The following is a 26,549-nucleotide window of genomic DNA, read 5'->3' as shown; positions in this document are numbered from 1 at the left end:
TGGCTGCGGATTGATGGCGCTGCCGATAATTAGCACCATGCCATGGCGCAAGCATGCCAATCGCCTGATTGCGCAGCCCTTTTCCGCGCCTTGCCGACTAGCGGCAGGCATGAAAAAAGCCGCCCGTCGGGGGCGGCTCGGCAATGGCGAGGCATGGATCAGAGCAGCGACTTGGCCAGCAGCGCCGCCAGCAGGATGGCGATCAGCAGCAGCAGGAAATTCTGCCGCTTCTGCTCCCGCATCAGCTGGATGTAGCCTTCCACCAGCAGGTCGGTCTTGGCCGAGCCCAGCGCCTCGTTCAGCTTGCGCGGCAGGGTCGGCAGCGTGGTCGCCCATTGCGGCGCCTCGTGCTTCAGCGTGCGCAGCAGGCCGCGCCAGCCTATCTGCTCGTTCATCCATTTGGTGAGGAAGGGCTTGGCGGTGTCCCACAAGTCCAGCTCCGGGTCCAGCTGCCGGCCCAGGCCCTCGATATTGAGCAGCGTCTTCTGCAGCAGCACCAGCTGCGGCTGGATTTCCACATTGAAGCGGCGGCTGGTCTCGAACAGCCGCAGCAGCACCATGCCGAAGGAGATCTCGCTCAGCGGCTTCTCGAAGATGGGCTCGCACACGGTGCGCACCGCGGCCTCCAGCTCCTCGGCGCGGGTATCCCTGGGCACCCAGCCGGATTCAATGTGGGCGGTGGCCACGCGGTGGTAGTCGCGGTTGAAGAAGGCCAGGAAGTTGACCGCCAGGTAGTGCTTGTCGGTGTCGGTCAGGCTGCCGACGATGCCGAAGTCCAGCGCGATGTAGCGGCCGTCGGCGGCGACGAAGATATTGCCCGGGTGCATGTCGGCGTGGAAGAAGCCGTGGCGGAACACCTGGGTGAAGAAGATCTCCACGCCGAAGCGGCTGAGCTTCTGCAGATCGACGCCCGCCTCGCGCAACCGCTCGATCTGCCCGACCGGGATGCCGTGCATCCACTCCAACGTCAGCACCTCGCGGCTGGAGTAGTCGTAGAACACCTCGGGCACGATCAGCATGTCGCTGCCCTTGAAGTTGCGGCGCAGCTGCGAGGCGTTGGCCGCCTCGTGCATCATGTCCAGTTCGTCGTGCAGGTATTTGTCGAACTCGGCCACCACCTCGCGCGGCTTCAGCCGCTTGCCGTCGGCGAACAGCTTCTCCACCCAGCCGGCCAGGGTGCGCATCAGGGACAGATCCTGCTCGATCACCGGCAGGATGCCGGGCCGCAGCACCTTCACCGCCACCTCGCGGCCGCGGCCGCCGTCCGGCTGGCGCAGCCAGGCCTTGTGCACCTGGGCGACCGAGGCGCTGGCCACCGGCTTGAGGTCGAAATCGACGAACAGCTCTTCCACCTTGCGGCCCAGGCTGCGCTCCACCACCTGGCGGGCGATGTCGCCGTCAAACGGCGGCACCCGGTCCTGCAGCAAGGCCAGCTCGTCGGCGTATTCCGGCGGCAGCAAGTCGCGCCGGGTGGACAGCACCTGGCCGAACTTGACGAAGATCGGCCCCAGGCTCTCCAGCGCCAGCCTCACCCGCTGCGGCAGCGGCGCCGAGGTGTCGCGGCGGACCGGGCACAGGCCGAACAGCTTGTGCAGAAAGGCGAGCCTGGAATGCCCCTCGAGGAAATCGTCCAGACCGTAACGGTACAGGGTGGCAACAATCTTCAGCGAACGCGATATCGACATAAGTCCGTCAGGTCTGGGAATTCTGTTTAGGGTTGAACGCGGCTTCCAGCCGCTCCAGCCGCTTGTCCAAGCGGCCGGCGTCGTCGCGCAGATGATCCACTTCGGCGACGAAGCGTTGAACCAGATGGCGGCTGGCCAGCAACGGCGCCTCTTCGCGCAGGTGCTCGATCCAGCCATCGGCCAAGCGGAAAGCCAGCTGGCCCTTGAAGCCGAACAGGCCGCGCGCCAGGTTTTCCATCCGCTGCGCGGCCACGTCGCCGAACACCCGCGACAAATCCTCGCTGGCGTGCCAGTGCAGCTGGCCGACGATGCGGCCCACCGCGGACGCCAGCTCGGCGTCGCCCTCCAGCGCGATGTCCGACAGTTGCGGCGCCTGGCCGGTCAGATGCGACAGCACCGCGCCGTGGCGCAGCTTGAGCCTGGCCTCCGGCTCGCCGTCGCAGGCGGCCAGCCAGCCCTCTTCCGTGATCACGCCGGCCACGTGCAAGGGCGGCAGCGCGATCGCCACCCGGCGGCCGGCATGGGCGGCCAGCTCGGCGCGCCGCGCCGGATGCTGGTTCAGCAGGTGGTTGAAGGCTGCGATCTGGATGGCCATGGCGCGCTCCCGCGTGATCAGAACTTGACGCCCTTGTGCAGCGCAACAACGCCGCCGGTCAGATTATGGTAGTCCACCTTGCCGAAGCCCGCGTCCAGCATCATCTGCTTCAGCGTCTCCTGATCTGGGTGCATGCGGATGGATTCGGCCAGGTACTGGTAGCTGTCGGCGTCGTTCGCCACCAGCTTGCCCATGATGGGCAGCGCCTTGAAGGAATAGAAGTCGTAGAACGGCGACAGCGGCTTCCACACCTTGGAGAACTCCAGCACGAACAGCTTGCCGCCCGGCTTCAGCACGCGGCACATCTCCTTCAGCGCCGCGTCCTTGTGCGTCATGTTGCGCAGGCCGAAGGCCACCGACACCGCGTCGAAATAGTTGTCCGGGAACGGCAGCTTCTCCGCGTCGGCCAGCGACACCGGCAGGATCACGCCTTCGTCCAGCAGGCGGTCGCGGCCCACGGTCAGCATCGAGCTGTTGATGTCGGTCAGCCATACCTCGCCGGTCTTGCCCACGCGCTTGGCCCAACCGCGCGACAGGTCGCCGGTGCCGCCGGCGATGTCCAGCACCTTGTCGCCGGCGCGCACGCCGGAGGTGGTCAGCGTGAAATGCTTCCACACCCGGTGCAGGCCGCCGGACATCAGGTCGTTCATCACGTCGTACTTACTGGCCACCGAGTGGAAGACTTCGGCCACCTTGCCGGCCTTCTCGCTTTCCGCCACGGTCTTGTAACCGAAATGCGTGGTCTTATCCATGTTCACTCCCTGCTCGCGCCGGCGGCGGCGAGCTTGTCCAGGTATTGCTGCCAATACTGGCCGCGCTTGGCGCCCAGCTCGTATAGATAGGTCCAGCTGTAGAGGCCGCTGTCGTGGCCGTCGTCGAAGGTGATCTTCAGCGCGTAATGGCCGACCGGCTCCAGCGCCGTGATGCCGACATGCATCTTGCCGGTCTGCAGCGTTTCCTGGCCCACGCCGTGGCCGCGCACTTCGGCCGACGGCGAGTAGACGCGCAGGTATTCGCACGGCAGCTCGAAACGGGCGCCGTCGTCGAAGGCGATCTCCAATATCTTGGACACCTGGTGCAGCTGGATTTCCACCGGCTGGGCGGCGTCGGGGGCAAGTCCTGACATGGGCATCATCCCTGTTGATTCAGTTTCAGACCTTCTTTTCCAACAACATCGCGTCGCCATAGCTGAAGAAACGGTATTCCTTCTCCACCGCGTGGCGGTAAGCCTGGAAAATCTCGTCGTAGCCGGCGAAGGCCGACACCAGCATCAGCAGCGTCGATTTCGGCAGGTGGAAATTGGTCAGCAGGCGGTCCACCACGCGGAAGCGGTAGCCTGGCGTGATGAAGATGTCGGTCTCGCCGCGTCCCGCTTTCAGTTCGCCATGCCGCGCGGCCGATTCCAGCGCGCGCACGCTGGTGGTGCCGACGGCCACCACCCGGCCGCCGCGGGCGCGGGCGGCGGCGATGGCGTCCACCGTCGCCTGCGGGATGTCGTAGATCTCGCTGTGCATCTTGTGCTCGGCCACATTGTCCACCTTCACCGGCTGGAAGGTGCCGGCGCCGACATGCAGCGTGACGAAGGCGGTGGCGATGCCCTGCGCCTGCAGCGTCGCCAGCATCGCATCGGTAAAGTGCAGGCCGGCGGTCGGCGCCGCCACCGCGCCCTGCTCGCGGGCGTAGACGGTCTGGTAGCGCTCGTCGTCGTCGTGCTCGGCGCTGCGTTCGATATAAGGCGGCAGCGGCAGCTTGCCAGACGCCTCCAGAATATCGTAGACATTCTCTTCGGCCAGGAAGCGCAGCTTGAACATCGAATCGTGGCGCTCCACCATCTCCGCTTCCCAGCGGCCGGCGAAAATCAGCCGGCTGCCCGGTTTGGGCGACTTGGACGCGCGGACATGCGCCAGCGCCGTGTGATCGTCCAGCACGCGCTCGATCAAGGCTTCCACCTTGCCGCCGCTGGCTTTCTCGCCAAACAGGCGGGCGCGGATGACGCGGGTGTCGTTGAACACCAACAGGTCGCCGGCTTGCAGCCGGGACGGCAAATCGGCGAAACTCAGATCGGACAGCGTCATGCCGTCTACGTGCAACAAGCGGCTGGCGCCGCGCTCGGCCGGCGGGTGCTGGGCGATCAGCGCCTCGGGCAGGTGGTAGTCGAAATCGGAAAGCTGCATTGCGGAAACTATCGTTCGGAATCGGCGAATTATACCCGCGCCCACACTCCCGGCACAGTGCCGCGCATCGACAGCCCTTGCCGTCACCGACTTTTCGCCACAATATCCACATGGCATCATCACAAGCTCCGCGCGTGGAAAAATGCAGAAAAATCTAGGGCCTTCACTCTAAAACAGGCGCAGCGATGCGCGCCGCGGCGCAGCAAACGACCGTTTTAAATTCCGCAAATGCTGGACATCTTGCGGCGAATTGCGGCAAACTCGCGGCCAAGATGAAAAACAGGAGCCTGGCCTTGAGCCAATCCATCCTCGTGCTGCACGGCCCCAACCTCAATCTTCTCGGGGTGCGGGAACCACAACACTACGGCCGGGACACCCTTGACGACATCAACCGGCGGCTGACTCAGCAAGCCAAGGCGGCGGGCTTTTCCCTGTCCGCGCTGCAGAGCAACGCCGAACACATACTGATAGAACGCATACACCAATGCCTGGATGACGGCACCGCCTTCATCCTGATCAATCCGGCGGCGTTCACCCACACCAGCGTCGCGCTGCGCGACGCGCTGGCCGCGGTGAAGGTTCCGTTCATTGAAGTACATCTATCCAACGTCCACGCCCGCGAACCGTTCCGCCAGCACTCGTACTTTTCCGATCTGGCGCTCGGCGTAATCTGCGGTCTGGGCGCCCATGGCTACGAACTGGCGCTTGCGCACGCGATGCGACACCTGTCCGCGCAAGCCTGACCATCGTTACAGAACATCCAATCGAAGGATCGACAATGGACCTGCGTAAACTGAAAAAACTGATCGACCTGGTCGAAGAGTCCGGCATCGCCGAACTGGAAGTGACCGAGGGCGAGGAAAAAGTCCGCATCACCCGCGTATCCTCCACCCCGCAAGCGTTCGCGCAACCGGTGGCCCAGATGTACGCCGCCCCGGCTGCCGCGCCCGCCGCCGCCCCGGCTGCGGCCGCCCCGGCTGCCGCGCCCGCCGCCGACACCCAGAACGCGATGAAGTCGCCGATGGTCGGCACCTTCTACCGCTCGCCGAGCCCGGGCGCCAAGTCCTTCATCGAAGTGGGCCAGAGCGTCAACGCCGGCGACACGCTGTGCATCATCGAAGCGATGAAGCTGATGAACGAGATCGAAGCCGACCGTTCCGGCGTGGTCAAGGCCATCCTGGTGGAAGACGGCCAGCCGGTGGAATACGGCGAACCGCTGTTCGTCATCGAGTAAGCGCTCGGACGACATCGCGAGATTCAGGGCACGGCCAAGGTCTGTGCCCTTGTCGTTTGACGTGACAGCAAGGGCCCCGGCCCGGCCAGGCGCCCTGACCGGACCAGCCCGCGGAGAGATTCCATGTTCGAAAAAATTCTGATCGCCAACCGTGGTGAAATCGCGCTGCGCATTCAACGCGCCTGCCGTGAAATGGGCATCAAGACCGTGGTCGTGCACTCCGAAGCCGACCGCGAAGCCAAATACGTGAAGCTGGCCGACGAATCGGTCTGCATCGGCCCCGCGCCGTCGGCCAAGAGCTACCTCAACGTGCCGGCGCTGATCGCCGCCGCCGAGGTCACCGACGCCCAGGCCATCCACCCCGGCTACGGCTTCCTGTCGGAAAACGCCGACTTCGCCGAGCGCGTCGAGCAGTCCGGCTTCGTGTTCATCGGCCCGCGCCCCGACACCATCCGCATGATGGGCGACAAGGTGTCGGCCAAGCACGCGATGATCGAGGCCGGCGTGCCCTGCGTGCCTGGCTCCGACGGCGCGCTGCCGGACGACCCGGCCGAAATCGTCAAGATCGCCAAGAAGATCGGCTTCCCGGTCATCATCAAGGCGGCTGGCGGCGGCGGCGGCCGCGGCATGCGCGTGGTCCACACCGAGGGCGCGCTGATCAACTCGGTGCAGATGACCCGCACCGAAGCCGGCGCCGCGTTCGGCAATCCCACCGTGTACATGGAAAAATTCCTGGAGTTGCCGCGCCACATCGAAATCCAGATCCTGGCCGACGAATACGGCAACGCCATCTACCTGGGCGAGCGCGACTGCTCGATGCAGCGCCGCCACCAGAAGATCATCGAGGAGGCGCCGGCGCCCGGCATCACCGACAAGCAACGCCAGAAGATCGGCGAAGCCTGCGCCGAAGCCTGCCGCCGCATCGGCTACCGCGGCGCCGGCACCTTCGAATTCCTGTACGAGAACGGCGAGTTCTACTTCATCGAAATGAACACCCGCGTGCAGGTGGAGCACCCGGTGACCGAAATGATCACCGGCGTGGACATCGTGCAGGAGCAGATCCGCATCGCTGCGGGCGAGAAACTGCGCTATAAGCAAAAGGACATCGTGCTCGCCGGCCACGCGATGGAATGCCGCATCAATGCCGAGGACCCGTTCACCTTCGTGCCGTCCCCGGGCAAGATCGAGAGCTACCACCCGGCCGGCGGCCCCGGCATCCGCATCGATTCGCACATCTACCAGGGCTACACCGTGCCCTCGCACTACGATTCGATGGTGGGCAAGCTGATCGCCTACGGCGACACCCGCGACCAGGCGATGGCGCGGATGCGCGTGGCGCTGTCGGAGATGGCGATCTCCGGCATCAAGACCAACATCCCGCTGCACCAGGAGCTGTTCCTGGATGCGGCCTTCCAGCGCGGCGGCACCAGCATCCATTACCTGGAGCACCGGCTGCAGCAGAAGAAAGGGGAAGCCTGATGGCATGGTTGCAAGCCACCATTGACTCCGACTCCGCTGTCGCCGAGCGTCTGGCCGACGCGCTGATGGACGCCGGCGCCCTGTCCACCGCGATCGAGGACGCCTGGGCCGGCACCGACAAGGAACAGCCCATCTTCGGCGAGCCCGGCGAGCCGGTGGACCAGCTGTGGAGCCAGAGCCGCATCATCACGCTGTTCGACGAGAGCGCCGACGTGGCGCTCTTGATCGCCGCCGCGGCCAACGCCTGCCAGCTGGCCATGCCGGCCTACAGCGTCGAGCGCGTCGAAGAGCAGGACTGGGTGCGGCTGACGCAATCCCAGTTCGAGCCGATCCGCATCTCCGACCGGCTGTGGATCACCCCCACCTGGCACGAGGCGCCGGCTCCCAACGCGGTCAACCTGCAGCTGGACCCGGGCCTCGCCTTCGGCACCGGCAGCCATCCGACTACCCGCCTGTGCCTGCAATGGCTGGACAAGCAGCTGCAGGGCAATGAAAGCGTGCTCGACTACGGCTGCGGCTCCGGCATCCTGGCCATCGCCGCGCTGAAGCTGGGCGCGGCCTCCGCCGTCGGCATCGACATCGACCAGCAGGCGGTGCGCGCCAGCCAGGACAATGCCGAGCAGAACGGCGTGAAGGCGGATTTCTTCCTGCCCAACGCCAATCCCGCCGCCCAGTACGACGTGGTGCTGGCCAACATCCTGGCCAATCCGCTGCGCATGTTGGGCGACCTGCTGGCAAGCCATGTGAAAACCGGTGGTAGAATCGTGCTTTCCGGCATCCTCGCCGAACAGGCCGACGAACTGTCCGCCATCTACAGCCAATGGTTCGAGATGGACCCGCCGGTGTTCGACGAAGGATGGACTAGACTGACAGGAACCCGACGCGCCGCCGTATGACATACACGACACAGTGCCCCAACTGCCAGACCCGATTCAAGGTCAATGACAGCCAGTTAGCAGCCGCCGATGGACTGGTGCGCTGCGGGCGCTGTTCGCATGTGTTCAAGGCGCCGGATCATTTCGTCGTCACCCGGCCGGCGCCCGAGCCGGTCCCGGCCGCGCCGCCGGCGTTTCACGCGCCCGCCGAGCGCGACCCGATGGACGACTTCGAGCTGGAAGTGCCGGACTTTGATCCGCAAGCCCAGCAGGCAGAGGTCCATATCCTGCCGGAGCCGGCCGCCGCGCCGCAGGCGCGCCCCGCCGCGCCGATTCACGCCGAAGCCCCGGCCGCGCCGCAGGAAGACGTCGAGGCCTTCCAGCGCGCCCTGTCCGAGGCGATGCAGAACCGACATATCTCCACGCCGATAGGCAACCCCTTCGACGATCCGGAGCCGGCCCCGGCGCCCGAGCCCGAAGTGTTCGGCAGCCGCCGGCGCGCCGAAGCGACGCATGCCGAGGAGGTGCGCCCCTCGCGGGCGGAACCGGAAGACGAGCCGCTGTTCACCGACGCCGACGCGGTGGAGGAAGAGGCGGCCCGCGCCCACAAGCCGGCTGGCCCCTGGCTGAACGGCCTGCTGGCCGCGCTGGCGGCGATCGGCGTGCTGTTCCTCGCCGCCCAGCTGGTCTACATCAACCGCACGCGCATCGCGGCGGAAGTGCCGGAATCCCGGCCGACGCTGGAGAGCCTGTGCCGGGCGCTGGACTGCGAGGTGCCGTGGCCGACCGACATCGCGCGCATCCGCACCGAATGGTCGGAGCTCGCCTTCGTGCCCGACTACCCCAACCTGATCCAGCTGTCGGCGACGCTGAAGAACCACGCGCAATACCCCCAGGCCTATCCGATGCTGGAAGTCACGCTGAAGGACAGCGACGACCAGGTGCTGATCCGCAAGGTGTTCGCGCCCAAGGAATACCTGAAGCCGGACGACCTCAAGCTGGGGCGCTTCAATGGCAACAGCGAAGTCAAAGTCACCATGCGGCTGGATGCCGGCAAGGTGCATGCGATGGGCTACAGCTTGTACTGGTTCTACCCCTGAATGCACTGAAGACGGCGGCGTCGACCGCTATCAGCCCTCATGGCTTCAATTGGAAACTGAAGGTCTCAAGCAAGGTCGTATCGGGCGCGCACTGATACTGCCTCAACGCAGCCACGATAGACGACCGGAACGCGTCCCGGTACTCATCACTAAGCGGGCGATCGAAAGTGATTAGCAATTGTCCTCCGTAATGCCCCGTTCCATCCATCCGAAATATCACCTTCGCTACGCTTTCCACCTCATTCTGCCTCGCACTCTCCGGGTATTCCGGAGAAGCCCGGTGATCACACCTCAAACCGGAAGCGGAAACCGGCGCGCTCAAACCGATAGCCAAGACCACGGCCGACCACAAGCGATACAACATTTTATCCACCCGGCAAATTTTCAAGCCATTATCATATCAAAAAAAACTCCGCCAAGTATTCGACGAACACCCTGACCTTGCCCGGCACGTGGCGTCGCACCGGATACACCACCGACAGGTCCAGGCAATGCCAATGGTAGCCGGGCAGCACCGGCACCAGCCGGCCGTCGGCCAGCTCCTCCTCCAGCAGAAAGCGCGGCTGCAGCACGATGCCCATGCCGTGCACGGCGGCGTCGGTCAGCACGTCGCCGTTGTTGGCCTTGAGCCCGCCCTTCACTTTCACCCGGCCCTGGGTCCCGTCCGGCGCCTGGTAGTCCCAGACATTGGGCTGGGCGGTCAGCGCGTACAGCAGGCATTGGTGGCCCGCCAGCTCCTCCGGCCCCTGCGGCGTGCCGCGCCGCGCCAGATAGTCCGGCGACGCGGCCAGCAAATCCTCCACTTGCGCGAGCTTGCGCGCCACCAGCGAAGAGTCGCTGAGGTTGGATACCCTGAGCGCCAGGTCGAACCCCTCTTCCACCAGGTCCACGCGGCGGTCGTTCAGATTGAGCTCCACCTCGATCTGCGGATGCCGCTGGTGAAAGCCGCCGATGATGCGCCCCAGGTAGCGCATGCCGAACGACACCGGCGCCGATACCCGCAGCCTGCCCACCGGCTCGCTGGCGCCGTGGGACAGCAGCGCGTCCAGCTCGTCCAGCTCGCCCAGCAGGCTGCCCGCCTGGGCCAGATACGTTTCGCCGGCTTCGGTCAGCGACAGCTTGCGCGTGGTGCGGTGCATCAGCCTCACGCCCAGCCGGTTCTCCAGCGCGGCCACCAGCTTGGTCACCATCGCGCGCGACAGCTCCAGCCTTTCCGCCGCCGCGACGAAGCTGCCTAACTCGGCCACGCAAACGAAGGCGCGTATCTCGGAGAATCTATCCATATAATTTCTTAAAATTGAACAATTATTTTCAAATTGCAGTATTTATTGAATATAAAGCCGGTGGTCAAATAGCGCCATAGCAATCTGAACCGGAGCACCCACCATGAACCGTCTGCAAAACCCCTACCTGGCCGCCCTGGTCCTGCGCGTGGCGCTGGGCCTGATGTACTTGTCCCACGGCGCGCTGAAGCTGTTCGTCTTCACCCCCGCCGGCACCGCCGGCTACTTCGCCAGCCTGGGCCTGCCGGGCTTCGTCGGCTACTTCGCCATCCTGATCGAGATCGGCGGCGGCCTGCTGCTGCTGGCCGGCCTCCAGGCCCGCTGGGTCGCGCTGCTGCTGATTCCGCAACTGCTGGGCGCCATCGTCCTGGTCCACGGCGCCAAGGGCTGGATGTTCACCAACGAAGGCGGCGGCTGGGAATACCCGGCCTTCCTGATCGCAGCCTCGCTCGCGCTGTTCCTGCTGGGCCAGCCAGAGCGACCGCGCCAAGCCTGACCCTCATTATCCAGCCCCGCGTCCGCGGGGCTTTTCCGCTTTTTAGAGTTGCATTACAAAAATGCAACAGCGCCCCTTCCCCAGCCCCGTCTCCCAAGTCCGCAATAATCAAGCTCTATCTCACGAGCATCCATCAATATGCTGCAATGCAGCAGACAATTAAGACAATTCCGACTTGCACATTTTCTTGATTGCCATCAAGCTGCTGCGTGATTTACATGTAGTTTAACTACAAAATTGGCAAGATACGTACTAGCCCAGTCGCCGCCCCGCCCTGATGGCAGCCTGTATATAATTGTCAAAACCCCGTCAGGACAAGCCAACACTACAAAAGCATGCCCAGGCGCCGCCGCCGCAAGGCCCCGAGCGACCGGCTTGATTGACGCTCGTAATAAAACGACTGGAATTATCCACGAATTGAGGAGTTTTTCATGGGCACCATCGCACCAAGACTAGACGTTCTGGCCCCCCTATCCGGGTGGCTGGTCCCCTTGGACAGCGTTCCGGACCCGGTGTTCGCCGGCAAGATGGTTGGCGACGGCATCTCGCTCGACCCCACTTCGGGCAGCCTGCTGGCTCCGGTCAGCGGCGTGGTCAGCAACCTGCACTCCGCCCACCACGCGCTGACCATCACCACCTCGGAAGGCGTGGAAGTGATGGTGCACATCGGCATCGACACCGTGATGCTGAAGGGCGAGGGCTTTTTCCCGCTGGTCGAGCAAGGCCAGCAGGTCAGCGCCGGCCAGCCGGTCATCGACTTCGACCTCGACCTGGTGGGCCGCAAGGCGGCCAGCCTGCTGACCCAGATCATCGTCACCAACGGCGATGAAACCGTGAGCAAGATGAAACTGTCGGACGGTTTGGTAGCTGCCGGCAAGGACATCGTGCTGTCGCTGCAATTGGCCAACGGCAAGGCGGTGCTGCAAGTCGAGGCCAGCGAACCCCAATTGTCCGCCGACATCGTCATCGGCAACCCGGCCGGCCTGCACGCCCGTCCCGCCGCCGTGTTCGCCAGCAAGGCCAAGTCCTTCGCCTCCGACATCCAGCTGATCCTGGGCGACAAAGAAGCCAACGCCAAATCCGTAGTGGCCATCATGGGCCTGGCCACCAAGCTGGGCGACGCGGTGCGCGTGCGCGCCGCCGGCGCCGACGCCGCGGCCGCCATCGCCGAACTGACCCAGCTACTGAACGACCGTTGCGGCGAGAAAGCCGACGAGGCGCCGATCGCTCCGGCGGCGCCCGTCTTCGCGCAGCAGCAGGACAGCGACACCCAGCTGGCCGGCGTGGGCGCCTCGCCGGGCATCGCCATCGGCCGCATCGTCCACCATAGGCTGCAAGAATTCGACGTGCCCGAACAGGGCAAGGGCGCCAATGTGGAACAGCAGGCCTTCGCCCGCGCCACCGAGGAAGCCTCGGCCCAGCTGGACCTGGTCAAGGCGCAGCTGACCGACCCGGCCAAGCAGGCCATCCTGTCCATGCACCAGGAGCTGCTGCAAGACCCGGACCTGCTGGCGCAAACCTATACCGGCCTGGCCGACGGCAAGTCCGCCGCCTGGTCCTGGCGCGCCGCCTTCAGCGCCTATTCCGCCCGCCTGGAGGCGCAGGACAACGCCCTGCTGCGCGAACGCGCCAACGACATCCGCGACGTCGGCCGCCGCGTGCTGGCCCTGCTGGCCGGCGTGAAGCAGGCCGCGCTGGAGCTGCCGGCCGGCTCCATCCTGATCGCCGAGGACCTGGCCCCGTCCGACACCGCCTCGCTGGATCCGTCCAAAGTGATGGGCTTCTGTACCCGCACCGGCGGCGCCACCAGCCACGTGGCCATCCTGGCGCGCTCGCTGGGCATCCCGGCCATCTGCGGCATCTCGCAGTCCGCGCTGAAGCTGCCGGAAGGCCTGCAGGTGATCCTGAACGGCAACGAGGGCACGCTGGCCATCGCCCCGACGACTGAAGATCTGGCCGCCGCCGAGCAGGAAATCGCCCGCCTGGCCGAACGCCGCGCCGCCGAAGCCAAGAGCTCGATGCAGCCGGCCGCCACCAGCGACGGCGCGCGCATCGACGTGGTGGCCAATATCCGCAACGCCGCCGACGCGCGCGAAGCGGTGGCCAAGGGCGCGGAAGGCGTGGGCCTGCTGCGCTCGGAATTCCTGTTCGACAACCGCGACACCGCGCCGACCGAAGCAGAACAGGCGGCCGAGTACTGCGCGGTAGCCGAGGCGCTGGGCAAGGACCGCCCGCTGGTGGTGCGCACGCTGGACGTGGGCGGCGACAAGCCGCTGTCCTATCTGCCGCTGCCCAAGGAAGACAACCCCTTCCTCGGCCTGCGCGGCATCCGCGTCAGCCTGGACCGCCCGGACCTGCTGCGCACCCAGTTGCGCGCCATCCTGCGCGCCGCGCCGCTGACCCAGCTGCACATCATGTTCCCGATGGTCGCCTCGCTGGAAGAGCTGCGCGCCGCCAAGGCCGTGCTGGCCGAAGAGCAGGCCGCCGCCGGTGCGTCCAACGTCAAGGTGGGCATCATGGTGGAAGTGCCGTCCGCCGCGGTGCTGGCCGCGCGCTTCGCGCCGGAGGTGGACTTCTTCTCCATCGGCACCAACGACCTGACCCAGTACGTGCTGGCGATGGACCGCGGCCACCCGCAGTTGGCCAAGCAGGCCGACGCGCTGCATCCGGGCGTGCTGGCGATGATCGCGCTGACTTGCGAAGGCGCGCGCGCCCACGGCAAATGGGTGGGCGTCTGCGGCGGCCTGGCCTCCGACGAGCGTGCGGCGCCGCTGCTGGTCGGCATGGGCGTGACCGAACTGTCGGTCAGCACGCCGGCCGTCGCCTCGGTGAAGGCCACCCTGGCGCGCTGGAGCATGGACGAGTGCCGCCAGTTGGCGAAGGACGTGCTGGCGCTGTCGACGGTGACCGACGTCCGCCACCATCTGAATCAACACGCTCGTTAAAAGCATAAGCCTCGGCGCCGGCGGGATCCGCGGCGCCGGATGGGGAGACCTTCGGGGCCACCCGATGCCATCCGGCGCCGCCCAAGCGGACCTGGCGGGCGATGGGGCTTTATAGAGGGGACGGCGTCACAGCCGCTCGACATTCCATAAGCATGTCAAAGCAGGATAATAATCATGTTTAGTCAATCATTCGCTTTTCTGCAGAAGATCGGCAAGGCGCTGATGCTGCCGGTGGCGGTGCTGCCGGTGGCCGGCCTGCTGCTCGGCATCGGCGCGACCGACTTCCACACCCAGAACACGGTCTTCCTGGCGATCCTGTCGCTGATGAAGAACTCCGGCGACGTGATCTTCGGCAACCTGCCGCTGATCTTCGCCGTGGGCGTGGCGCTCGGCTTCACCGAGAACGACGGCGTCGCCGCCATCGCCGCCGTGATCGGCCATCTGGTCACCACCGTGACCCTGGGCGTGATGGCCGGCATCCTGGGCGTGGCCACCACGCCCATCATGGGCCTGCCGTCGATCCAGACCGGCGTGTTCGGCGGCATCCTCGCCGGCGGCCTGGCGGCCTATATGTTCAACCGCTTCTACCGGATCAAGCTGCCCGAATACCTGGGCTTCTTCGCCGGCAAGCGCTTCGTGCCCATCATCACCGCCGTCGGCGCCATCGGCCTGGGCGTGGTGCTGTCCTTCGTATGGCCCCCGATCGGCAACGGCATCAAGTCGTTCTCGCAATGGGCGGCCGTCAGCGACCCCCGCACCGCGGCCACCGTCTACGGCTTCGTCGAGCGGATGCTGATCCCCTTCGGCCTGCACCACATCTGGAACGTGCCGTTCTTCTTCGAAATCGGCGCCTTCCCGGACGCGGCCGGCAAGATCATCCACGGCGACATCAACCGCTTCTTCGCCGGCGACCCAACCGCGGGCATCCTGTCCGGCGCCTTCCTGTTCAAGATGTTCGGCCTGCCTGCCGCGGCCATCGCCATCTGGCACTCGGCCAAGCCGGAAAACCGCGTCAAGGTGGGCGGCATCATGATCTCCGCCGCGCTGACCTCCTTCCTGACCGGCATCACCGAGCCGATCGAGTTCTCCTTCCTGTTCGTGGCGCCGGTGCTGTACCTGATCCACGCCGTGCTGGCCGCCTCCACCCAGTTCGTGGCCAACACGCTGGACATGCACATGGGCTTCACCTTCTCCCAGGGCGGCATCGACTTCCTGATGTTCAACCTGATCGGCGACAAGTCCAAGCATGCCGGCTACGTGTTCATCCTGGGCCCGATCTACGCGGCGATCTACTACTCGGTGTTCCGTTTCGTGATCGCCAAGTTCAATCTGAAGACCCCGGGCCGCGAGGATGAAAGCGCGGAAACTTCCGGCGCCGTCAGCGAAGACCAGCGCGCCCGCGCGCTGGTGCTGGCCTTCGGTGGCCGCTCCAACATCCGCAGCCTGGACGCCTGCATCACCCGTCTGCGCATCGCGGTGCAGGACACCGCCAAGGTCGACCAGGCCAAGCTGAAGTCCATGGGCGCGTCCGGCGTGGTGGTGGTCGGCAGCGGCATCCAGGCCATCTTCGGACCGCTGTCGGAAAACCTGAAGACCGACATGGAAATCTACCTGCGCGGCGCCGGCAGTGACGCCGAGCTGCCGTCCGCCCAGGCCGCCGCTCCTGCCGCCTCTCCGGCCCCCGCGGCCGCGGCTGCGCCGGCCGCCGCCAAGGCTGACGTCGCCGCGCTGAAACAGGCGCTGGGCGGCGCGGCCAACCTCGGCAAGGTGGAAGCCATCGCCCACACTCGCCTGCGGGTGGAGCTGAAGGATGCCGCCCGCTTCGACGAAGCCGCCGCCCGCGCGGCCGGCGTATCCGCCGTCACCCTGGTGGCGCCCGGCGTGCTGCACCTGATCGTCGGCGACCAGGCGGCGGCGCTCGCCGCCTCGCTGCAAGGCTGACCGCGCCCGGTCCCGCCGCAAAAAAACGCCAGCGAATCTCGCTGGCGTTTTTTATCGCCCCCTCCCTCAGCGCGCCACCCTCAGCCCGCCCTCTATGCCCTCGCGGCTGAACAACACCTGCCACAACTGCAGGTCCCGCGCGCGGAAGGCGCCGGCGCAGGCGTTCAGGTAATAGGTAAACATCCGGTAGAAGCGGGACGAATAGTTGGCCGCCAGCTGCGGCCAAGCCTGCTGGAAGCGCTGCAGCCAGGCCATCAGCGTCAGGTCGTAGTCGGCGCCGAAGTTGTGCCAGTCCTCCATCACCCAGTAGGGCGCGCTGGCCCGGGCGATATGCGAGGCCGACGGCAGGCAGCCGTTGGGAAAGATGTATTTCTCTATCCATGGATCGATCCGCAGATCGGTCACCTTGGCGCCTATCGTGTGCAGCAGGAACAGTCCGTCCGGCTTCAGATTGCGCGCGGCGGTCTCGAAATAGGCGCGGTAATTGCGCGGGCCGACATGCTCGAACATGCCGACCGATACGATGCGGTCGGCCTGGAGCGCCAGGTGGCGGTAGTCACGCAGCTGGATCTCCACATCCAAGTCCTCGCAGCGGGCCTCGGCCAGCCGCCTCTGCTGCTCCGAAATGGTGATGCCGGTGACGCGGACGCCATAATGCCTGGCCGCGTATGCCGCCAGGCCGCCCCAGCCGCAGCCTATATCCAGCAGGTGCATGCCGGGCTCCAGCCGCAGCTTGTCGCACACCAGCCTGAGCTTGGCCTCCTGCGCCTCCTCCAGCGTGGCGGCGTTCTTCCAATAGCCGCAGGAATACTGCATGTGCGGATCCAGCATCGCGGTGAACAGATCGTTGCCGAGATCGTAGTGCTCCTCGCCCACGCGGCGGGCCCGCCGGACCGACTGGTAATTGACCAGCCTGGCGGCCAGCACGTAGAGGATGTCCCGCCAACGCCGCGGCAGCTTGTACTCCAGTCCGGCGCGCATGACTCGTTGAAAGAAGACGTCCAGCCGCTCGCACTCCCACCAGCCGTCCATATAGCTTTCGCCCAGGCCCAGCGACCCCTGCTGCAGCACCCGGCGGAAAAACAGCGGGTGCTTGATCTGAATGTCGAACGGACGGCCGCCGTTGACGGCGACGCCCGCGGCGGCAAGCAGTTCTTCGATGACCGCGCGCCCCGGCTGGCGGACGTTCCCGCTCTCATTTCCCAGACACGATGAATTCATGGCAGTCCCCTTGGCATAGCCATTGAGCACAGCGAACGCTATCGACGATCAGAAACAAGGACAGACGTTTGGCCTAGCTTAGCGCGCTCCCGTCCCGCTTGGCCAGCGGAAGCGGGTCTATTTTCGGGCGCCTCCGCCGCTACAGCGCGAACAGTTGCCGCAGATGCAGCGCCACGCCCGATTCCGCGTGGCTGCCGATGCGGCATGCCTGGGGCAGCATGTCGCTGAGCCGCGGGTGGGCATTGCCCATCACCCGCGGATGCCCCGCCGCCTGCAGCAGCTCCACGTCGTTCTGGCCGTCGCCGAAAGCCAGGCAGGCCGCGGCCGGAATGCCCAGCTTCGCCAGCACCAGCTGCAACGCCTGGCCCTTGGACACGCCGGCCGCCATCACCTCCAGGCAATGCTCCAGCGAGAAGGTGATGTAGAGCCGGTCGCCGAAACGCTCCCTCAGCTTGCGCTCCAGCGCCAGCAAACGCTGGTGCGGCGCGATGTACAGCACCTTGGCCACGCCCGCGCCGTCGTGGCGGGCCAGGTCGTCCACCCGGTAGACCAGGCCGGAATCCTTGTGCATGTCCAGCAGTTCCCGGCAGGGCTCGCTGATCAGCCATTCGTCGTCGCGGTAGAAGTTGACGATGGCGCCATCGGCGAATGCCGGCTGCGAAATGGCGCGCACCAGTTCGGCGGCTATGTCCTGCCGGTGGATCAGCGCGTCGTCGGGATCGTGGACGCGGGCGCCGTTGGAGGTGATCAGGTGGGCCCGCACGCCCAGCGCCTGGCGGATGCCCCTGACGTCCAGGTAATGCCGGCCGGTGGCGAGAGCGAAGCGCACGCCTCGGCGCTCCAGGCTCTGCAGGGTTTCCGCGGTCAACTGCGTGACGGCGTGGTGCGGGTCCAGCAGCGTGCCGTCCAGGTCGGAGGCGATGAAACGGTAAGGCATGAGGACTCCTGTGTGGGTCTGACCGGCAATTATACGCCGCCGGCGCCAATGCCCTTGCCGCCACGCCATGCATGCCCGGGCGCACGCCGCATCCGCTCCGGACTTGGCGCTTTTTGCAAGCGGCTGGCTTTTCCCGCGGGCAAAATTTCTCGCGAAAACGGCGTTTTCCGCGCTATCCCGCGCGGCCAAACCCGTCTACGGCCGCAAAACCGGCTGGCTCGGGCTGTTCGGCCAACGCGCGGTTTTAAGTCAGCCGTTTGCCCAGACGCTGAGCGATGCATTGCGCAAACAGGGATTCCATCAGCCTGAAGTCAGCGGCTATCACGGCGCGGGCGTCACCTACAGCGCCGCCGGCCATCACGCCCGCCGCCTGCCCGGCGGCTCCGCGCAAGCCGATGTCCGCGCCGCGGACGTCCGCAGAGTGTTCACGCCCGCCAAATCATCCAGCCGGCGATGAGCGAATTCTGGAAGCCTCTCATCGCGCCATCCATAAGAATAATCTGATTAAAAGATAATCAATACGAGGAATCCGTGATGCATGACCTGACAGCCTTTCACCACTGCGCAGCCGAGCTGTTGCGGCACCTGGGTTTCGACGCGCCGCAGCCGGCCGCCGGCCAGGAGGTTGTCAGCCTGACGGTGGAACAGCGCTTCACGCTGCATCTGGGCGCCATCGATCAGGACAGCTGGTTCATGCAGGCCGATCTGGGCGACGCGCTGCCCTCCCCCTCCGCAGCCTTGCTGGAGCGCGCGCTGCGCGGCAACCAGATTGCGGCCCGGCCCTGGCAGCCGGTCGCGGCGCTGGATACCGAAGGCAGGCTGGGCTGCTGGCTGCGGCTGCCCAGCCACGGCGTCGACCTGCCCATGCTCGCGGCCGCGCTGGACGCGCTGATCGCCGCCGCAGAAGATCTGCTCGGCCAAGCCGAAGCCGCCCTTCCTCGCTGACCCATCCGGCGCGCCGCAGCCGCGCGGCCGCTCTACAAGCCCATCCGGGCAACCCGCTAAGAAAGAAGTGAAGATGAGCACCATCCAAACCGGCATCCAACTGGGCGGACGCCAGCTCGACCTGTCCCGTCTGGACAGCCTGAGCGGCGTGAACGCCGACAAGGCCCGCATCGGCATCCGCAAGGACGGCACCCTGGTGGTCTACACCGGCCGCTCCTACCTGCTGCACCCTGATCAGACGCGCCGCGCTGACCAGTTCCTGCTCAAGCACGATCTGCTGATTCCAGGACAAAAGCCGCGCGAATTCCGCCTGGCGCAATTGTTCGACCGGCCGATGGACGCGCTTACCCAGCGCAACACCCAAGCCAACGAAACCATCGCCAAACCCACCCAGCAAGATGTGGACACGGTTACCCGCGGCGGCAAGCCGAAACTGCGCTGGGCGGATCAAGCCGCCGCCCGCCCATCCGGCGAGCCGTCCCGCGGCGAGCGCGCGTCGTTGAAGCAGCGCCGCGGCGCCGAGCACCTGAAGCTGGCCCAGCCGCGCGCCGAGGCCCGTCCCGAGAAGCACGACGCGATCAAGACGGAATTGGCCAGCCGGCTCGGCAGCAGCGATCAGCCAAGCGGCCTGCTGCTGCAGCTCAAGGCCCAGGTCGGCTCCAGCGCGGAAGGCGCGCGCTTCCTCAACGATGTCGGCCAAGCCCGCTTCCGCGACATCCCCACCGCCGCCGCCACCCAGGTCCGCGCGCCGGATGGCGCGCCGCTGCCGGCCAACCGCGTCCAGGTCGGCGGCGTCAACGTCGCCATCGCCAGCCAATATCCGAAAGCCGCCCAACTGGAAAGCTACTTCGGCATGCTGGCCGCCAACCGCACGCCGGTGCTGGTGGTGCTGGCCTCCGACGCCGACATGGCCAAGCAAGGCCGGGACGGCAAGGCAGACCTGCCCGACTATTTCTCCCAGAGCGGCCGCTACGGCCGGGTCGAGGTCGAGTCCAAGAGCAAGGGGAGCACCACGCTGGAAGGCGGGCTGGAGGTACGCGCCTACCATCTGAACGTCAGGGGCGCCGACCACAAGAGCGTCTCCATCCCGGTGCTGCACGTGCCCAACTGGGCCGACTTCGGCGCCCAGGGCGCGACCGCGCTGAAAGCGCTGGCCCAGCACGTCGATGCGGTGGCGGACAAGAAAACCGCGTTCTACCGCGACAACAACAGCAGCGCGCTGAACGACCCGGACAAGCTGCTGCCGGTCATCCACTGCCGCGCCGGCGTCGGCCGCACCGGCCAGTTGATCGCCGCGCGCGAGCTGCTGAAGCCGGGCGCGTCCAGCCTGGAATCCATCGTCGCCGACATGCGCGGCAGCCGCAACCATCTGATGGTGCAGACCAGCGGCCAGCTCTCCACGCTGGTGGACCTGGCTCAACAGCAGGGCCGAGCCATCCTGCAGCCCGAAACCGCCGCCGAGCCGATCTACGCGAACCAGGCGCAAGCGGAGCCGATCTACGCCAACGACGCGCCGCCGCCGCCGCCCCGCCGCCCGCGCTGAGCATGGCAGCCGTGAAAAAAGCACGCCCAGGCGTGCTTTTTTCATTTCAGCCATGCGCGCGATGACGACCATCGTCAAATTGACAAAGACATAAGGGATGGATAGCTTGACCTGATCGGCGCGAATCCGGCCGCCGACGCCGAAAACCGCCAGGAGAAACCATGAGCAATCGATACGGCCAGTTGTTCCGCACGCCGGGCGTCGCCGCGCTTGCGCTGGCCGGCTGGGTGGCGCGCCTGCCCAGCACCATGGTGGGAGTCGGCGTCATCACCATGCTGTCGCAGACCCGTAACAGCTACAGCCTTGCCGGCTCGGTGGCCGCCACCTTGATGCTGGCCACCGCCTTGCTGTCGCCGCAGGTATCGCGGCTGGCCGACCGCCACGGTCAGAGCCGGGTGCTGCCGCCGGCCACCGGCATCGGCGCCTTCGCCCTGCTGGCGATGGCCCTGTGCAGCCGTCTGGAGGCGCCGCCCTGGATGCTGTACCTCTGCGCGGTGCCGGCGGGCTGTCTGCCCAGCATTCCGGCAATGACCCGCGCGCGCTGGGCGCGGCTGCTGGAAGGCCAGACACTGCTACCGACGGCGTTCGCGCTGGACAGCGTCTTGAGCGAGATCGCCTTCGTGATGGGCCCGCCGTTGTCGATAGGCCTGTGCCTGGCCTGGTTTCCCGAGGCCGGCCCGCTGCTGGCCTCCCTGCTCATCCTGCTCAGCGTCTCCGCGCTGCTGCGCCAGAAATCCACCGAACCGCCGGCCCATCCCGCCACGCCGGGCAACGGCCGCTCCGCGCTCTTCCTGCAGCCGGTGCCGGTCCTCGCCCTGCTGATGGGCACGCTGGGCGCCATCGCCGGCATCATCGATGTCGCCGCCGTGGCCTTCGCCAAGGCGCAGGGCTCGCCGTCCGCCGCCGGCTGGGTGCTGGCGCTCTATGCGCTGGGCTCCGGCATCGGCGGGCTGGCCTTCGGCGCGCTCAAGCCGGCCATGCCGCTGGGCAGGCTGCTGCTGTACTGTTGCGCGGCCACCGCGGCAAGCTCGGCCTTGATCGCGCTGGCGCCGAACGTCTTCTGGCTGGCGGCGGTGATGCTGCTGTCCGGGCTGTCATTCGCGCCGACGCTGATCGTGGCGATGGAGATGGTGGAGAAGGCGGTGCCGCGCGCGCGGCTGACCGAGAGCTTGACCTGGCTGGTCACCGGCATTCTGTTGGGCGTGGCCGGCGGCGCTTCCTTGTGCGGCCTGGCGATCGACGCCTACGGCGCCCGCGCCGGGTTGAATCTGCCGCTGGCGGCTGGCGTCTGCGCGCTGCTGATCGCGGCGGTCTTGCCGCGCGCGCCCTTGCGCAAAGCCGCGGTGGAAGACGCCTGCTGAGCGCAGGCAATGCAAAAAGCCGAATCCTGAGGGATTCGGCTTTTCTTAATCTGGTGGCCAGTCGCGGAATCGAACCACGGACACGCGGATTTTCAATCCGCTGCTCTACCAACTGAGCTAACTGGCCTTGCTGTGGTGGCCAGTCGCGGAATCGAACCACGGACACGCGGATTTTCAATCCGCTGCTCTACCAACTGAGCTAACTGGCCACTTCTTCTGTCAGCGCTGTCACGCCGTCAGAGCCACGCATTTAATCAGAGGACGCCATTCGCGTCAAGGAATAATTGCAAAAAACAGCGGGCTGCAGGCCGTGAAAAACCAGCGGGCCGGCCGCCAGACGCAGCCGGCCCGTCGGATCAAGGGCTTACATCGCGTCCGGCTGCCGCGACGGATGCGCCTCGGCAAACGCTTGCAGATGCTCAAGCGCTTCCGCGACGCGGACGATGTTCGGATACGGCGCCAGATCCACGCCGAAACGACGGGCGCTGAACACCTGCGGCAGCAGGCAGACATCGGCCAGCGTCGGCGCATCGCCTGCCGCATACCGGCTCGGCGACTCGGCCAGCTGTTTTTCCAGCGCGTCGAAACCGGTGCGGATCCAGTGGCGGATCCACTCGGCCTTGCCTTCCTCGTCCTTGCCGTACTCGGTCTGCAAATACTTCCCCACGCGGGTGTTCTGCAAAGGATGGATGTCGGCGGCGATGGCGAGCGCCAGCGAGCGCACCCTCGCCCGCGCCGCCGGATCGGCCGGCAGCAGCCGCGGCGTGTCCGGGTAAGCCTCGTCCAGGTATTCGCAGATGGCCAGCGACTGCGCGATCCTGACGCCGCCGTCGTCCAGCAGCGGCACCAGTCCTTGCGGGTTGATCGCCAGGTACGCCGGGCTCCTCTGCTCGCCCTTGAGCAGGTTGACCGGCTGGTAATGGTAATCCAGCCCCTTGAAATTCAGCGCGATGCGCACCCGGTAAGCGGCGCTGGAACGGAAATAGCCGTACAACACGCGATCAGTCATGTTTCACCACGGTCTGTTCAATCGCGCCGAAAATGCTGTCGCCGGCGGCGTTCCGCATCTCGATGCGCACCGTGTCGCCCACTTTCATGAACGGCGTCTTGGGCGCGCCCTGCTCTATGGTTTCTATCATCCGCTGCTCGGCCAGGCAGCAGGAGCCGACCGAACGATCCTTGTTGGAGATGGTGCCGGAGCCGACGATGGAGCCGGCAACCAGCTCGCGGGTCTTGGACACGTGCGCCACCAGCTGCGGGAAGCTGAACTGCATCTCCACGCCGCAATCGGGCTTGCCGTAGAAGGCGCCGTTGTAGTCGACCAACAGCGGCAGGTGCACCTTGCCGCCATCCCAGGCGTCGCCCAACTCGTCCGGGGTGACCGCCACCGGCGAGAAGGCGGTGGCCGGCTTGCTCTGGAAGAAGCCGAAGCCCTTGGCCAGCTCCGGCGGGATCAGACCGCGCAGCGTCACGTCGTTGACCAGCATCAGCAGGCGGATGTACTTGGCGTCGGCGGGGGCGCCCAGCGGCACGTCGCCGGTGACCACCGCCACCTCGCCTTCGAAATCCAGGCCCCAGGCCTCGTCGCGCAGCGGGATGTCGGCGGTCGGTGCCAGGAAAGCGTCGGAGCCGCCCTGGTACATCAGCGGATCGGTGTAGAAGCTCGCCGGCACCTCGGCGCCGCGCGCCTTGCGCACCAGCTCGACGTGGTTCAGGTAGGCGCTGCCGTCGGCCCATTGGTAGGCGCGCGGCAACGGGCTCAGGCAGCGCTTGGCGTCGAAGGCGACCTCGTCCGGCACCTGGCCGTGGTTGAGCGCCTTGTAGACTTCCTGCAGCCTCGGCTCCGCCTGCGCCCAATTGTCCAGCGCCGCCTGCAGCGTGGCGGCGATCGCGGGCACCGCCACGGCGCGGGTGAGGTCGCGGCTGACGACCATCAACTGGCCGTCACGGGTGTGGTTGTGGTAAGTGGCTAGTTTCATCTTGATGTTCTTTCTGCTAGCGGCCGCTGCGGGCCGTTCCTCTATGTCAATTCTTCAGCCTGGCCTGAACGCGATTGCGTCGCGAGCGGGCCGAGGTCGGCGGGAGAAGCGCAGCGGTACAAATCGTACCGCGAGCATCGCAGCGCCAAGATCGGCTCGCGCAGCAGCAATGGCGTCAGGCCTGTTTGGGTTTCCAGCTGTCCACGTAGCCCTGCCACTCGACGCCGGCCAGCCCCGGCCCCTGCTCCAGCGCGTCGCGGGCGTCTATCATCACCGCCACTTCGTCGGTGAAGGTTTTCGGATCCGTCATCGCCTTGGCGAAGGCCTTCGGGTGCGGACCGTGGGTGAAGCCCGCCGGGTGGAAGGTCAGCATGCCGGGCTTGATGTTGTCGCGGCTGAAGAAGTCGCCGGCGTGGTAGAAGATCACTTCGTCGTAATCGTCGTTGTTGTGATAGAACGGCACCTTCAGCGCGCCCGGATCGGACTCGATCGGCCGCGGCACGAAGGTGCAGATCACGAAGCCATCGGCGACGAAGGTGGTGTGCGCCGACGGCGGCAGGTGGTAGCGGTGGCTCATCAGCGGGCGGATGTCGCGCCAGTTGACGCGCGCCACCGACAGATTGCCGTGCCAGCCGATGGCGTCCAGCGGGTTGTACGGGTAGGTGACGGTGGACAGCGCGCCGCGGCGCTTGATCACCACCTGCCATTCGTCTTCGGTCTGCTGCGCCTTGAAGGCGTCGTCGATGGCCGGCACGTCCAGCACCGCCTCGTCGAAAATCGCGTGCGGACCGACCAGGCCCTTTTCCGGCAATTGGTAGGCGCCGTTGCTGGTTTCGATCAGCAGCATCGTGGTCGGACTGGCCGGCTCGATGCGCCAGCTGGTGGAGCGCGGCACCAGGATGTAGTCGCCGTCGCGGTAGCTCAGGTGGCCGTAGTCGCAGAACAGCTCGCCGCTGCCGCCGTGGATGAACAAAAGGTCGTCGCCGTCGGCGTTGCGGGACAGCTGGGTCATCGCCTGGTCGCAGCGCCAGATGCGCAGCTTGCACTGGGCGTTGTGCAACACCAGCGGCGCGTCCCACGGCGCCGGCGTGCCGTGCGGCAGCTCGTTCAGGTCGTAGGCGCGGGGGCGCAGCGGGCCCTCCCAGGCGCTCCAGGCGGTCGGCGGGTGTTTGTGGTGCAGGTGGGTGGCCGGGCCGAAGAAGCCGCTGCGGCCCACTTCGCGCTCGTAGATGGCCTCGGCCGGGAAATCGGCGTGGGCCTGGCGCGAGATGGTGCCCTCGCGGTGCGGATAACTGATCCATTTACGCATTTTGGATGTCCTGTCGGCGCGGCCGCCTACGCGCGAACCGCGCCATTGCATGATGCACATACGGCAAGACGCCGCGGCGCCCGCCCGGAAACCCGGAGCCGGCCGCCGCGGCGGGAATGGATCAATCGGCCTTCAGCACGCCGCGGCGGATCTGGTCTTCCTCGATGGACTCGAACAGGGCCTTGAAGTTGCCTTCGCCGAAGCCCTCGTTGCCCTTGCGCTGGATGATCTCGAAGAAGATCGGGCCGATCACCGTCTCAGTGAAGATCTGCAGCAGGATGCCTTCCACCGGCGCGCCGTCGATCAGGATGCTGTTCTTCTTCAGGCGGGCGACGTCCTCGCCGTGGCCCGGCACGCGGGCGTCCACCTTTTCATAATAGGTGTCCGGGGTATCCAGGAAGCGGGTGCCGCGCGCCTTCAGCGTTTCCACTGTGGCGTAGATGTCGTCGGTGGTCAGCGCGATGTGCTGGATGCCCTCGCCGTTGTACTGGCGCAGGAATTCCTCGATCTGGCTCTTGTCGTCGGACGACTCGTTGATCGGGATGCGGATCTTGCCGCAGGGGCTGGTCATCGCCTTGGACACCAGGCCGGTCAGCTTGCCTTCGATGTCGAAGTAACGGATTTCGCGGAAGTTGGCGATGCCGGTGTAGAAATCGGCCCAGGTGGCCATATTCCCGCGCGCCACGTTGTGGGTCAGGTGATCGATCTCGGTCAGGCCGACGCCGTACGGATGCTGATCCACGCCCTCCAGCGGAACGAAGTCGATCTCGTAGATGTCCTTGTCCTTGCCGTAGCGGTCGACGAAGTACAGCGCGGAGCCGCCGATGCCTTCCACCGCCGGGATGTTCAGCTCCATCGCGCCGACCGGGCGCTGATACGGCTTGGCGCCGTGGGCCAGCGCGTACTCGTAGGCTTTGGCGGCGTCCTTGACGCGCCAGGCCATCGCACAAGCGGACGGGCCGTGCGCCTTGGCGAATTCGCTGGCCGGCTGGCTGCGTTCGGCGTTCAGGATGAAGTTGATGTCGCCCTGGCGGAACAGGCTGACGTCCTTGCTGCGATGGCGGGCCACCTCGGTGAAACCCAGCGACAGGAACAGCTGGCGCAGTTTCTGCACGCCTTCAGCGTCGGGGGCGGTGTATTCGACGAACTCGAAACCGTCGGTAGCGAGCGGATTTTGCAGCATGGCTTCCATTTTCATCTGTTTCTCCTCTGTTTATAGCCCCATACCTGTCAATCACGGCATGGACTATCAATTTTCGTTCAGACTTTTGTAAACGTGCGCGGATGGTCCGCGTTATGTAAGCTGACCGCATGCCCATCCGCAGGACGGAGGGAGCGGTTAGACGAGGCGTGAGGAAGCAGAGGCAAGGGGAAACGGAATGCGCGGCGGGACGTGCGCGCCGGCGCCGGCCGCCGATGGCGGTACGGCTTGGCTCTCCTCCGAACG

General features: G+C 66.1%; 24 protein-coding genes and 2 tRNA genes. 12 read left to right on the top strand and 14 right to left on the bottom strand.

The window, feature by feature from the left end:
- Positions 1 to 158 precede the first annotated feature (158 nt).
- The 5 genes from ubiB to queA are packed head-to-tail and all read right to left on the bottom strand — an operon-like array spanning position 159 to position 4,454.
- Positions 159 to 1,685, bottom strand: coding sequence for a ubiquinone biosynthesis regulatory protein kinase UbiB (gene ubiB / locus CV_RS04840; RefSeq protein WP_011134546.1), 1,527 nt, complete (start codon positions 1,683 to 1,685; stop codon positions 159 to 161).
- A gap of 7 nt (positions 1,686 to 1,692) precedes the next feature.
- Positions 1,693 to 2,280, bottom strand: coding sequence for a ubiquinone biosynthesis accessory factor UbiJ (locus tag CV_RS04835; RefSeq protein WP_043595536.1), 588 nt, complete (start codon positions 2,278 to 2,280; stop codon positions 1,693 to 1,695).
- A 17-nt stretch (positions 2,281 to 2,297) separates the two neighbouring features.
- Positions 2,298 to 3,032 (bottom strand): bifunctional demethylmenaquinone methyltransferase/2-methoxy-6-polyprenyl-1,4-benzoquinol methylase UbiE, encoded by a 735-nt coding sequence (gene ubiE / locus CV_RS04830; RefSeq protein WP_043595534.1) that lies wholly within the window; start codon positions 3,030 to 3,032, stop codon positions 2,298 to 2,300.
- 2 nt (positions 3,033 to 3,034) lie between these two features.
- Positions 3,035 to 3,406 carry a gamma-butyrobetaine hydroxylase-like domain-containing protein gene (locus tag CV_RS04825; RefSeq protein WP_043597388.1) on the bottom strand — a complete coding sequence of 124 codons (372 nt, stop codon included), beginning with the start codon at positions 3,404 to 3,406 and terminating at the stop codon, positions 3,035 to 3,037.
- Between the two features lie 25 nt (positions 3,407 to 3,431).
- Positions 3,432 to 4,454 carry a tRNA preQ1(34) S-adenosylmethionine ribosyltransferase-isomerase QueA gene (queA, locus tag CV_RS04820; protein WP_011134543.1) on the bottom strand — a complete coding sequence of 341 codons (1,023 nt, stop codon included), beginning with the start codon at positions 4,452 to 4,454 and terminating at the stop codon, positions 3,432 to 3,434.
- Positions 4,455 to 4,726: 272 nt separating this feature from the next.
- Here queA and aroQ point away from each other — a divergent pair, with 272 nt between their 5' ends.
- The 5 genes from aroQ (at position 4,727) to CV_RS04795 (ending at position 9,142) form a co-directional block, all read left to right on the top strand.
- Positions 4,727 to 5,197: a type II 3-dehydroquinate dehydratase gene (aroQ, locus tag CV_RS04815; RefSeq protein WP_011134542.1), complete on the top strand. Its 471-nt coding sequence runs from the start codon at positions 4,727 to 4,729 to the stop codon at positions 5,195 to 5,197.
- 35 nt (positions 5,198 to 5,232) lie between these two features.
- A complete protein-coding gene (gene accB, locus CV_RS04810; RefSeq protein ID WP_011134541.1) occupies positions 5,233 to 5,688 on the top strand; it encodes an acetyl-CoA carboxylase biotin carboxyl carrier protein in 456 nt (151 codons plus the stop codon).
- A gap of 123 nt (positions 5,689 to 5,811) precedes the next feature.
- Entirely contained in the window at positions 5,812 to 7,167 is a 1,356-nt protein-coding gene (gene accC, locus CV_RS04805; RefSeq protein WP_011134540.1) for an acetyl-CoA carboxylase biotin carboxylase subunit, read from the top strand.
- Positions 7,167 to 8,063 (top strand): 50S ribosomal protein L11 methyltransferase, encoded by an 897-nt coding sequence (gene prmA, locus CV_RS04800; RefSeq protein WP_011134539.1) that lies wholly within the window; start codon positions 7,167 to 7,169, stop codon positions 8,061 to 8,063. The genes accC and prmA overlap by 1 nt, the downstream gene beginning before the upstream one ends.
- Positions 8,060 to 9,142: a DUF3426 domain-containing protein gene (locus tag CV_RS04795; RefSeq protein WP_011134538.1), complete on the top strand. Its 1,083-nt coding sequence runs from the start codon at positions 8,060 to 8,062 to the stop codon at positions 9,140 to 9,142. The genes prmA and CV_RS04795 overlap by 4 nt, the downstream gene beginning before the upstream one ends.
- Positions 9,143 to 9,537: 395 nt before the next feature.
- Here CV_RS04795 and CV_RS04785 read toward each other — a convergent pair whose 3' ends face one another.
- The gene (locus CV_RS04785) at positions 9,538 to 10,425 is read right to left on the bottom strand and encodes a LysR family transcriptional regulator (RefSeq protein WP_011134537.1); all 888 of its coding nucleotides are present in this window, start codon (positions 10,423 to 10,425) and stop codon (positions 9,538 to 9,540) included.
- 103 nt (positions 10,426 to 10,528) lie between these two features.
- On the opposite strand from CV_RS04785, the gene CV_RS04780 reads away from it, so the two are divergent.
- The 3 genes from CV_RS04780 to ptsG all read left to right on the top strand — a co-directional run bounded on the left by CV_RS04780 (position 10,529) and on the right by ptsG (position 15,807).
- Entirely contained in the window at positions 10,529 to 10,921 is a 393-nt protein-coding gene (locus CV_RS04780) for a DoxX family protein (protein WP_011134536.1), read from the top strand.
- 431 nt (positions 10,922 to 11,352) lie between these two features.
- Positions 11,353 to 13,866: a phosphoenolpyruvate--protein phosphotransferase gene (gene ptsP, locus CV_RS04775; protein ID WP_011134535.1), complete on the top strand. Its 2,514-nt coding sequence runs from the start codon at positions 11,353 to 11,355 to the stop codon at positions 13,864 to 13,866.
- A gap of 174 nt (positions 13,867 to 14,040) precedes the next feature.
- Positions 14,041 to 15,807, top strand: coding sequence for a PTS glucose transporter subunit IIBC (gene ptsG, locus CV_RS04770; RefSeq protein ID WP_011134534.1), 1,767 nt, complete (start codon positions 14,041 to 14,043; stop codon positions 15,805 to 15,807).
- A gap of 66 nt (positions 15,808 to 15,873) precedes the next feature.
- On the opposite strand, the gene cfa is transcribed toward ptsG, so the two are convergent.
- Both cfa and CV_RS04760 read right to left on the bottom strand, forming a co-directional pair.
- Complete coding sequence (gene cfa, locus CV_RS04765) at positions 15,874 to 17,028, bottom strand: cyclopropane fatty acyl phospholipid synthase (protein ID WP_011134533.1); 1,155 nt, start codon at positions 17,026 to 17,028, stop codon at positions 15,874 to 15,876.
- Positions 17,029 to 17,167: 139 nt separating this feature from the next.
- Positions 17,168 to 17,965 carry a Cof-type HAD-IIB family hydrolase gene (locus tag CV_RS04760; protein WP_011134532.1) on the bottom strand — a complete coding sequence of 266 codons (798 nt, stop codon included), beginning with the start codon at positions 17,963 to 17,965 and terminating at the stop codon, positions 17,168 to 17,170.
- 67 nt (positions 17,966 to 18,032) lie between these two features.
- On the opposite strand from CV_RS04760, the gene CV_RS23335 reads away from it, so the two are divergent.
- The 4 genes from CV_RS23335 (at position 18,033) to CV_RS04745 (ending at position 21,814) form a co-directional block, all read left to right on the top strand.
- Positions 18,033 to 18,422: a hypothetical protein gene (locus CV_RS23335; RefSeq protein ID WP_011134531.1), complete on the top strand. Its 390-nt coding sequence runs from the start codon at positions 18,033 to 18,035 to the stop codon at positions 18,420 to 18,422.
- A gap of 77 nt (positions 18,423 to 18,499) precedes the next feature.
- Positions 18,500 to 18,910, top strand: coding sequence for a CesT family type III secretion system chaperone (locus CV_RS04755; protein WP_011134530.1), 411 nt, complete (start codon positions 18,500 to 18,502; stop codon positions 18,908 to 18,910).
- Positions 18,911 to 18,983: 73 nt separating this feature from the next.
- Positions 18,984 to 20,453 (top strand): protein-tyrosine phosphatase family protein, encoded by a 1,470-nt coding sequence (locus tag CV_RS22035; RefSeq protein ID WP_011134529.1) that lies wholly within the window; start codon positions 18,984 to 18,986, stop codon positions 20,451 to 20,453.
- Positions 20,454 to 20,614: 161 nt separating this feature from the next.
- A complete protein-coding gene (locus tag CV_RS04745; protein WP_011134528.1) occupies positions 20,615 to 21,814 on the top strand; it encodes an MFS transporter in 1,200 nt (399 codons plus the stop codon).
- Between the two features lie 51 nt (positions 21,815 to 21,865).
- Here CV_RS04745 and CV_RS04740 read toward each other — a convergent pair.
- From CV_RS04740 to hppD, 6 genes are all read right to left on the bottom strand, one after another.
- Positions 21,866 to 21,941: transfer RNA gene (locus CV_RS04740), tRNA-Phe, on the bottom strand.
- A 6-nt stretch (positions 21,942 to 21,947) separates the two neighbouring features.
- Positions 21,948 to 22,023 (bottom strand) — tRNA-Phe (locus tag CV_RS04735).
- A 155-nt stretch (positions 22,024 to 22,178) separates the two neighbouring features.
- Positions 22,179 to 22,823: a maleylacetoacetate isomerase gene (maiA, locus tag CV_RS04730; protein WP_043595528.1), complete on the bottom strand. Its 645-nt coding sequence runs from the start codon at positions 22,821 to 22,823 to the stop codon at positions 22,179 to 22,181.
- Positions 22,816 to 23,793, bottom strand: a complete 978-nt coding sequence (locus CV_RS04725; RefSeq protein WP_011134526.1) for a fumarylacetoacetate hydrolase family protein — start codon at positions 23,791 to 23,793, stop codon at positions 22,816 to 22,818. Before CV_RS04725 ends, maiA begins: the two co-directional genes overlap by 8 nt.
- 175 nt (positions 23,794 to 23,968) lie before the next feature.
- Positions 23,969 to 25,102: a homogentisate 1,2-dioxygenase gene (locus tag CV_RS04720; protein WP_011134525.1), complete on the bottom strand. Its 1,134-nt coding sequence runs from the start codon at positions 25,100 to 25,102 to the stop codon at positions 23,969 to 23,971.
- 121 nt (positions 25,103 to 25,223) lie between these two features.
- On the bottom strand, positions 25,224 to 26,300 hold the full coding sequence (gene hppD, locus CV_RS04715; RefSeq protein ID WP_011134524.1) for a 4-hydroxyphenylpyruvate dioxygenase: 1,077 nt from the start codon (positions 26,298 to 26,300) through the stop codon (positions 25,224 to 25,226).
- Positions 26,301 to 26,549: the final 249 nt, after the last annotated feature.

The organism is Chromobacterium violaceum ATCC 12472 (genome assembly GCF_000007705.1).
GTDB lineage: Bacteria > Pseudomonadota > Gammaproteobacteria > Burkholderiales > Chromobacteriaceae > Chromobacterium > Chromobacterium violaceum.
This window is presented reverse-complemented; position numbering and strand designations above follow the sequence as displayed.

Excerpts from the sequence above, each read along its gene's own strand:
- ubiB (WP_011134546.1), bottom strand. The coding sequence starts at position 1,685 with ATGTCGATATCGCGTTCGCTGAAGATTGTTGCCACCCTGTACCGTTAC.
- CV_RS04835 (WP_043595536.1), bottom strand. The coding sequence starts at position 2,280 with ATGGCCATCCAGATCGCAGCCTTCAACCACCTGCTGAACCAGCATCCG.
- ubiE (WP_043595534.1), bottom strand. The coding sequence starts at position 3,032 with ATGGATAAGACCACGCATTTCGGTTACAAGACCGTGGCGGAAAGCGAG.
- CV_RS04825 (WP_043597388.1), bottom strand. The coding sequence starts at position 3,406 with ATGTCAGGACTTGCCCCCGACGCCGCCCAGCCGGTGGAAATCCAGCTG.
- queA (WP_011134543.1), bottom strand. The coding sequence starts at position 4,454 with ATGCAGCTTTCCGATTTCGACTACCACCTGCCCGAGGCGCTGATCGCC.
- aroQ (WP_011134542.1), top strand. The coding sequence starts at position 4,727 with ATGAAAAACAGGAGCCTGGCCTTGAGCCAATCCATCCTCGTGCTGCAC.
- accB (WP_011134541.1), top strand. The coding sequence starts at position 5,233 with ATGGACCTGCGTAAACTGAAAAAACTGATCGACCTGGTCGAAGAGTCC.
- accC (WP_011134540.1), top strand. The coding sequence starts at position 5,812 with ATGTTCGAAAAAATTCTGATCGCCAACCGTGGTGAAATCGCGCTGCGC.
- prmA (WP_011134539.1), top strand. The coding sequence starts at position 7,167 with ATGGCATGGTTGCAAGCCACCATTGACTCCGACTCCGCTGTCGCCGAG.
- CV_RS04795 (WP_011134538.1), top strand. The coding sequence starts at position 8,060 with ATGACATACACGACACAGTGCCCCAACTGCCAGACCCGATTCAAGGTC.
- CV_RS04785 (WP_011134537.1), bottom strand. The coding sequence starts at position 10,425 with ATGGATAGATTCTCCGAGATACGCGCCTTCGTTTGCGTGGCCGAGTTA.
- CV_RS04780 (WP_011134536.1), top strand. The coding sequence starts at position 10,529 with ATGAACCGTCTGCAAAACCCCTACCTGGCCGCCCTGGTCCTGCGCGTG.
- ptsP (WP_011134535.1), top strand. The coding sequence starts at position 11,353 with ATGGGCACCATCGCACCAAGACTAGACGTTCTGGCCCCCCTATCCGGG.
- ptsG (WP_011134534.1), top strand. The coding sequence starts at position 14,041 with ATGTTTAGTCAATCATTCGCTTTTCTGCAGAAGATCGGCAAGGCGCTG.
- cfa (WP_011134533.1), bottom strand. The coding sequence starts at position 17,028 with ATGAATTCATCGTGTCTGGGAAATGAGAGCGGGAACGTCCGCCAGCCG.
- CV_RS04760 (WP_011134532.1), bottom strand. The coding sequence starts at position 17,965 with ATGCCTTACCGTTTCATCGCCTCCGACCTGGACGGCACGCTGCTGGAC.
- CV_RS23335 (WP_011134531.1), top strand. The coding sequence starts at position 18,033 with ATGCATGCCCGGGCGCACGCCGCATCCGCTCCGGACTTGGCGCTTTTT.
- CV_RS04755 (WP_011134530.1), top strand. The coding sequence starts at position 18,500 with ATGCATGACCTGACAGCCTTTCACCACTGCGCAGCCGAGCTGTTGCGG.
- CV_RS22035 (WP_011134529.1), top strand. The coding sequence starts at position 18,984 with ATGAGCACCATCCAAACCGGCATCCAACTGGGCGGACGCCAGCTCGAC.
- CV_RS04745 (WP_011134528.1), top strand. The coding sequence starts at position 20,615 with ATGAGCAATCGATACGGCCAGTTGTTCCGCACGCCGGGCGTCGCCGCG.
- maiA (WP_043595528.1), bottom strand. The coding sequence starts at position 22,823 with ATGACTGATCGCGTGTTGTACGGCTATTTCCGTTCCAGCGCCGCTTAC.
- CV_RS04725 (WP_011134526.1), bottom strand. The coding sequence starts at position 23,793 with ATGAAACTAGCCACTTACCACAACCACACCCGTGACGGCCAGTTGATG.
- CV_RS04720 (WP_011134525.1), bottom strand. The coding sequence starts at position 25,102 with ATGCGTAAATGGATCAGTTATCCGCACCGCGAGGGCACCATCTCGCGC.
- hppD (WP_011134524.1), bottom strand. The coding sequence starts at position 26,300 with ATGAAAATGGAAGCCATGCTGCAAAATCCGCTCGCTACCGACGGTTTC.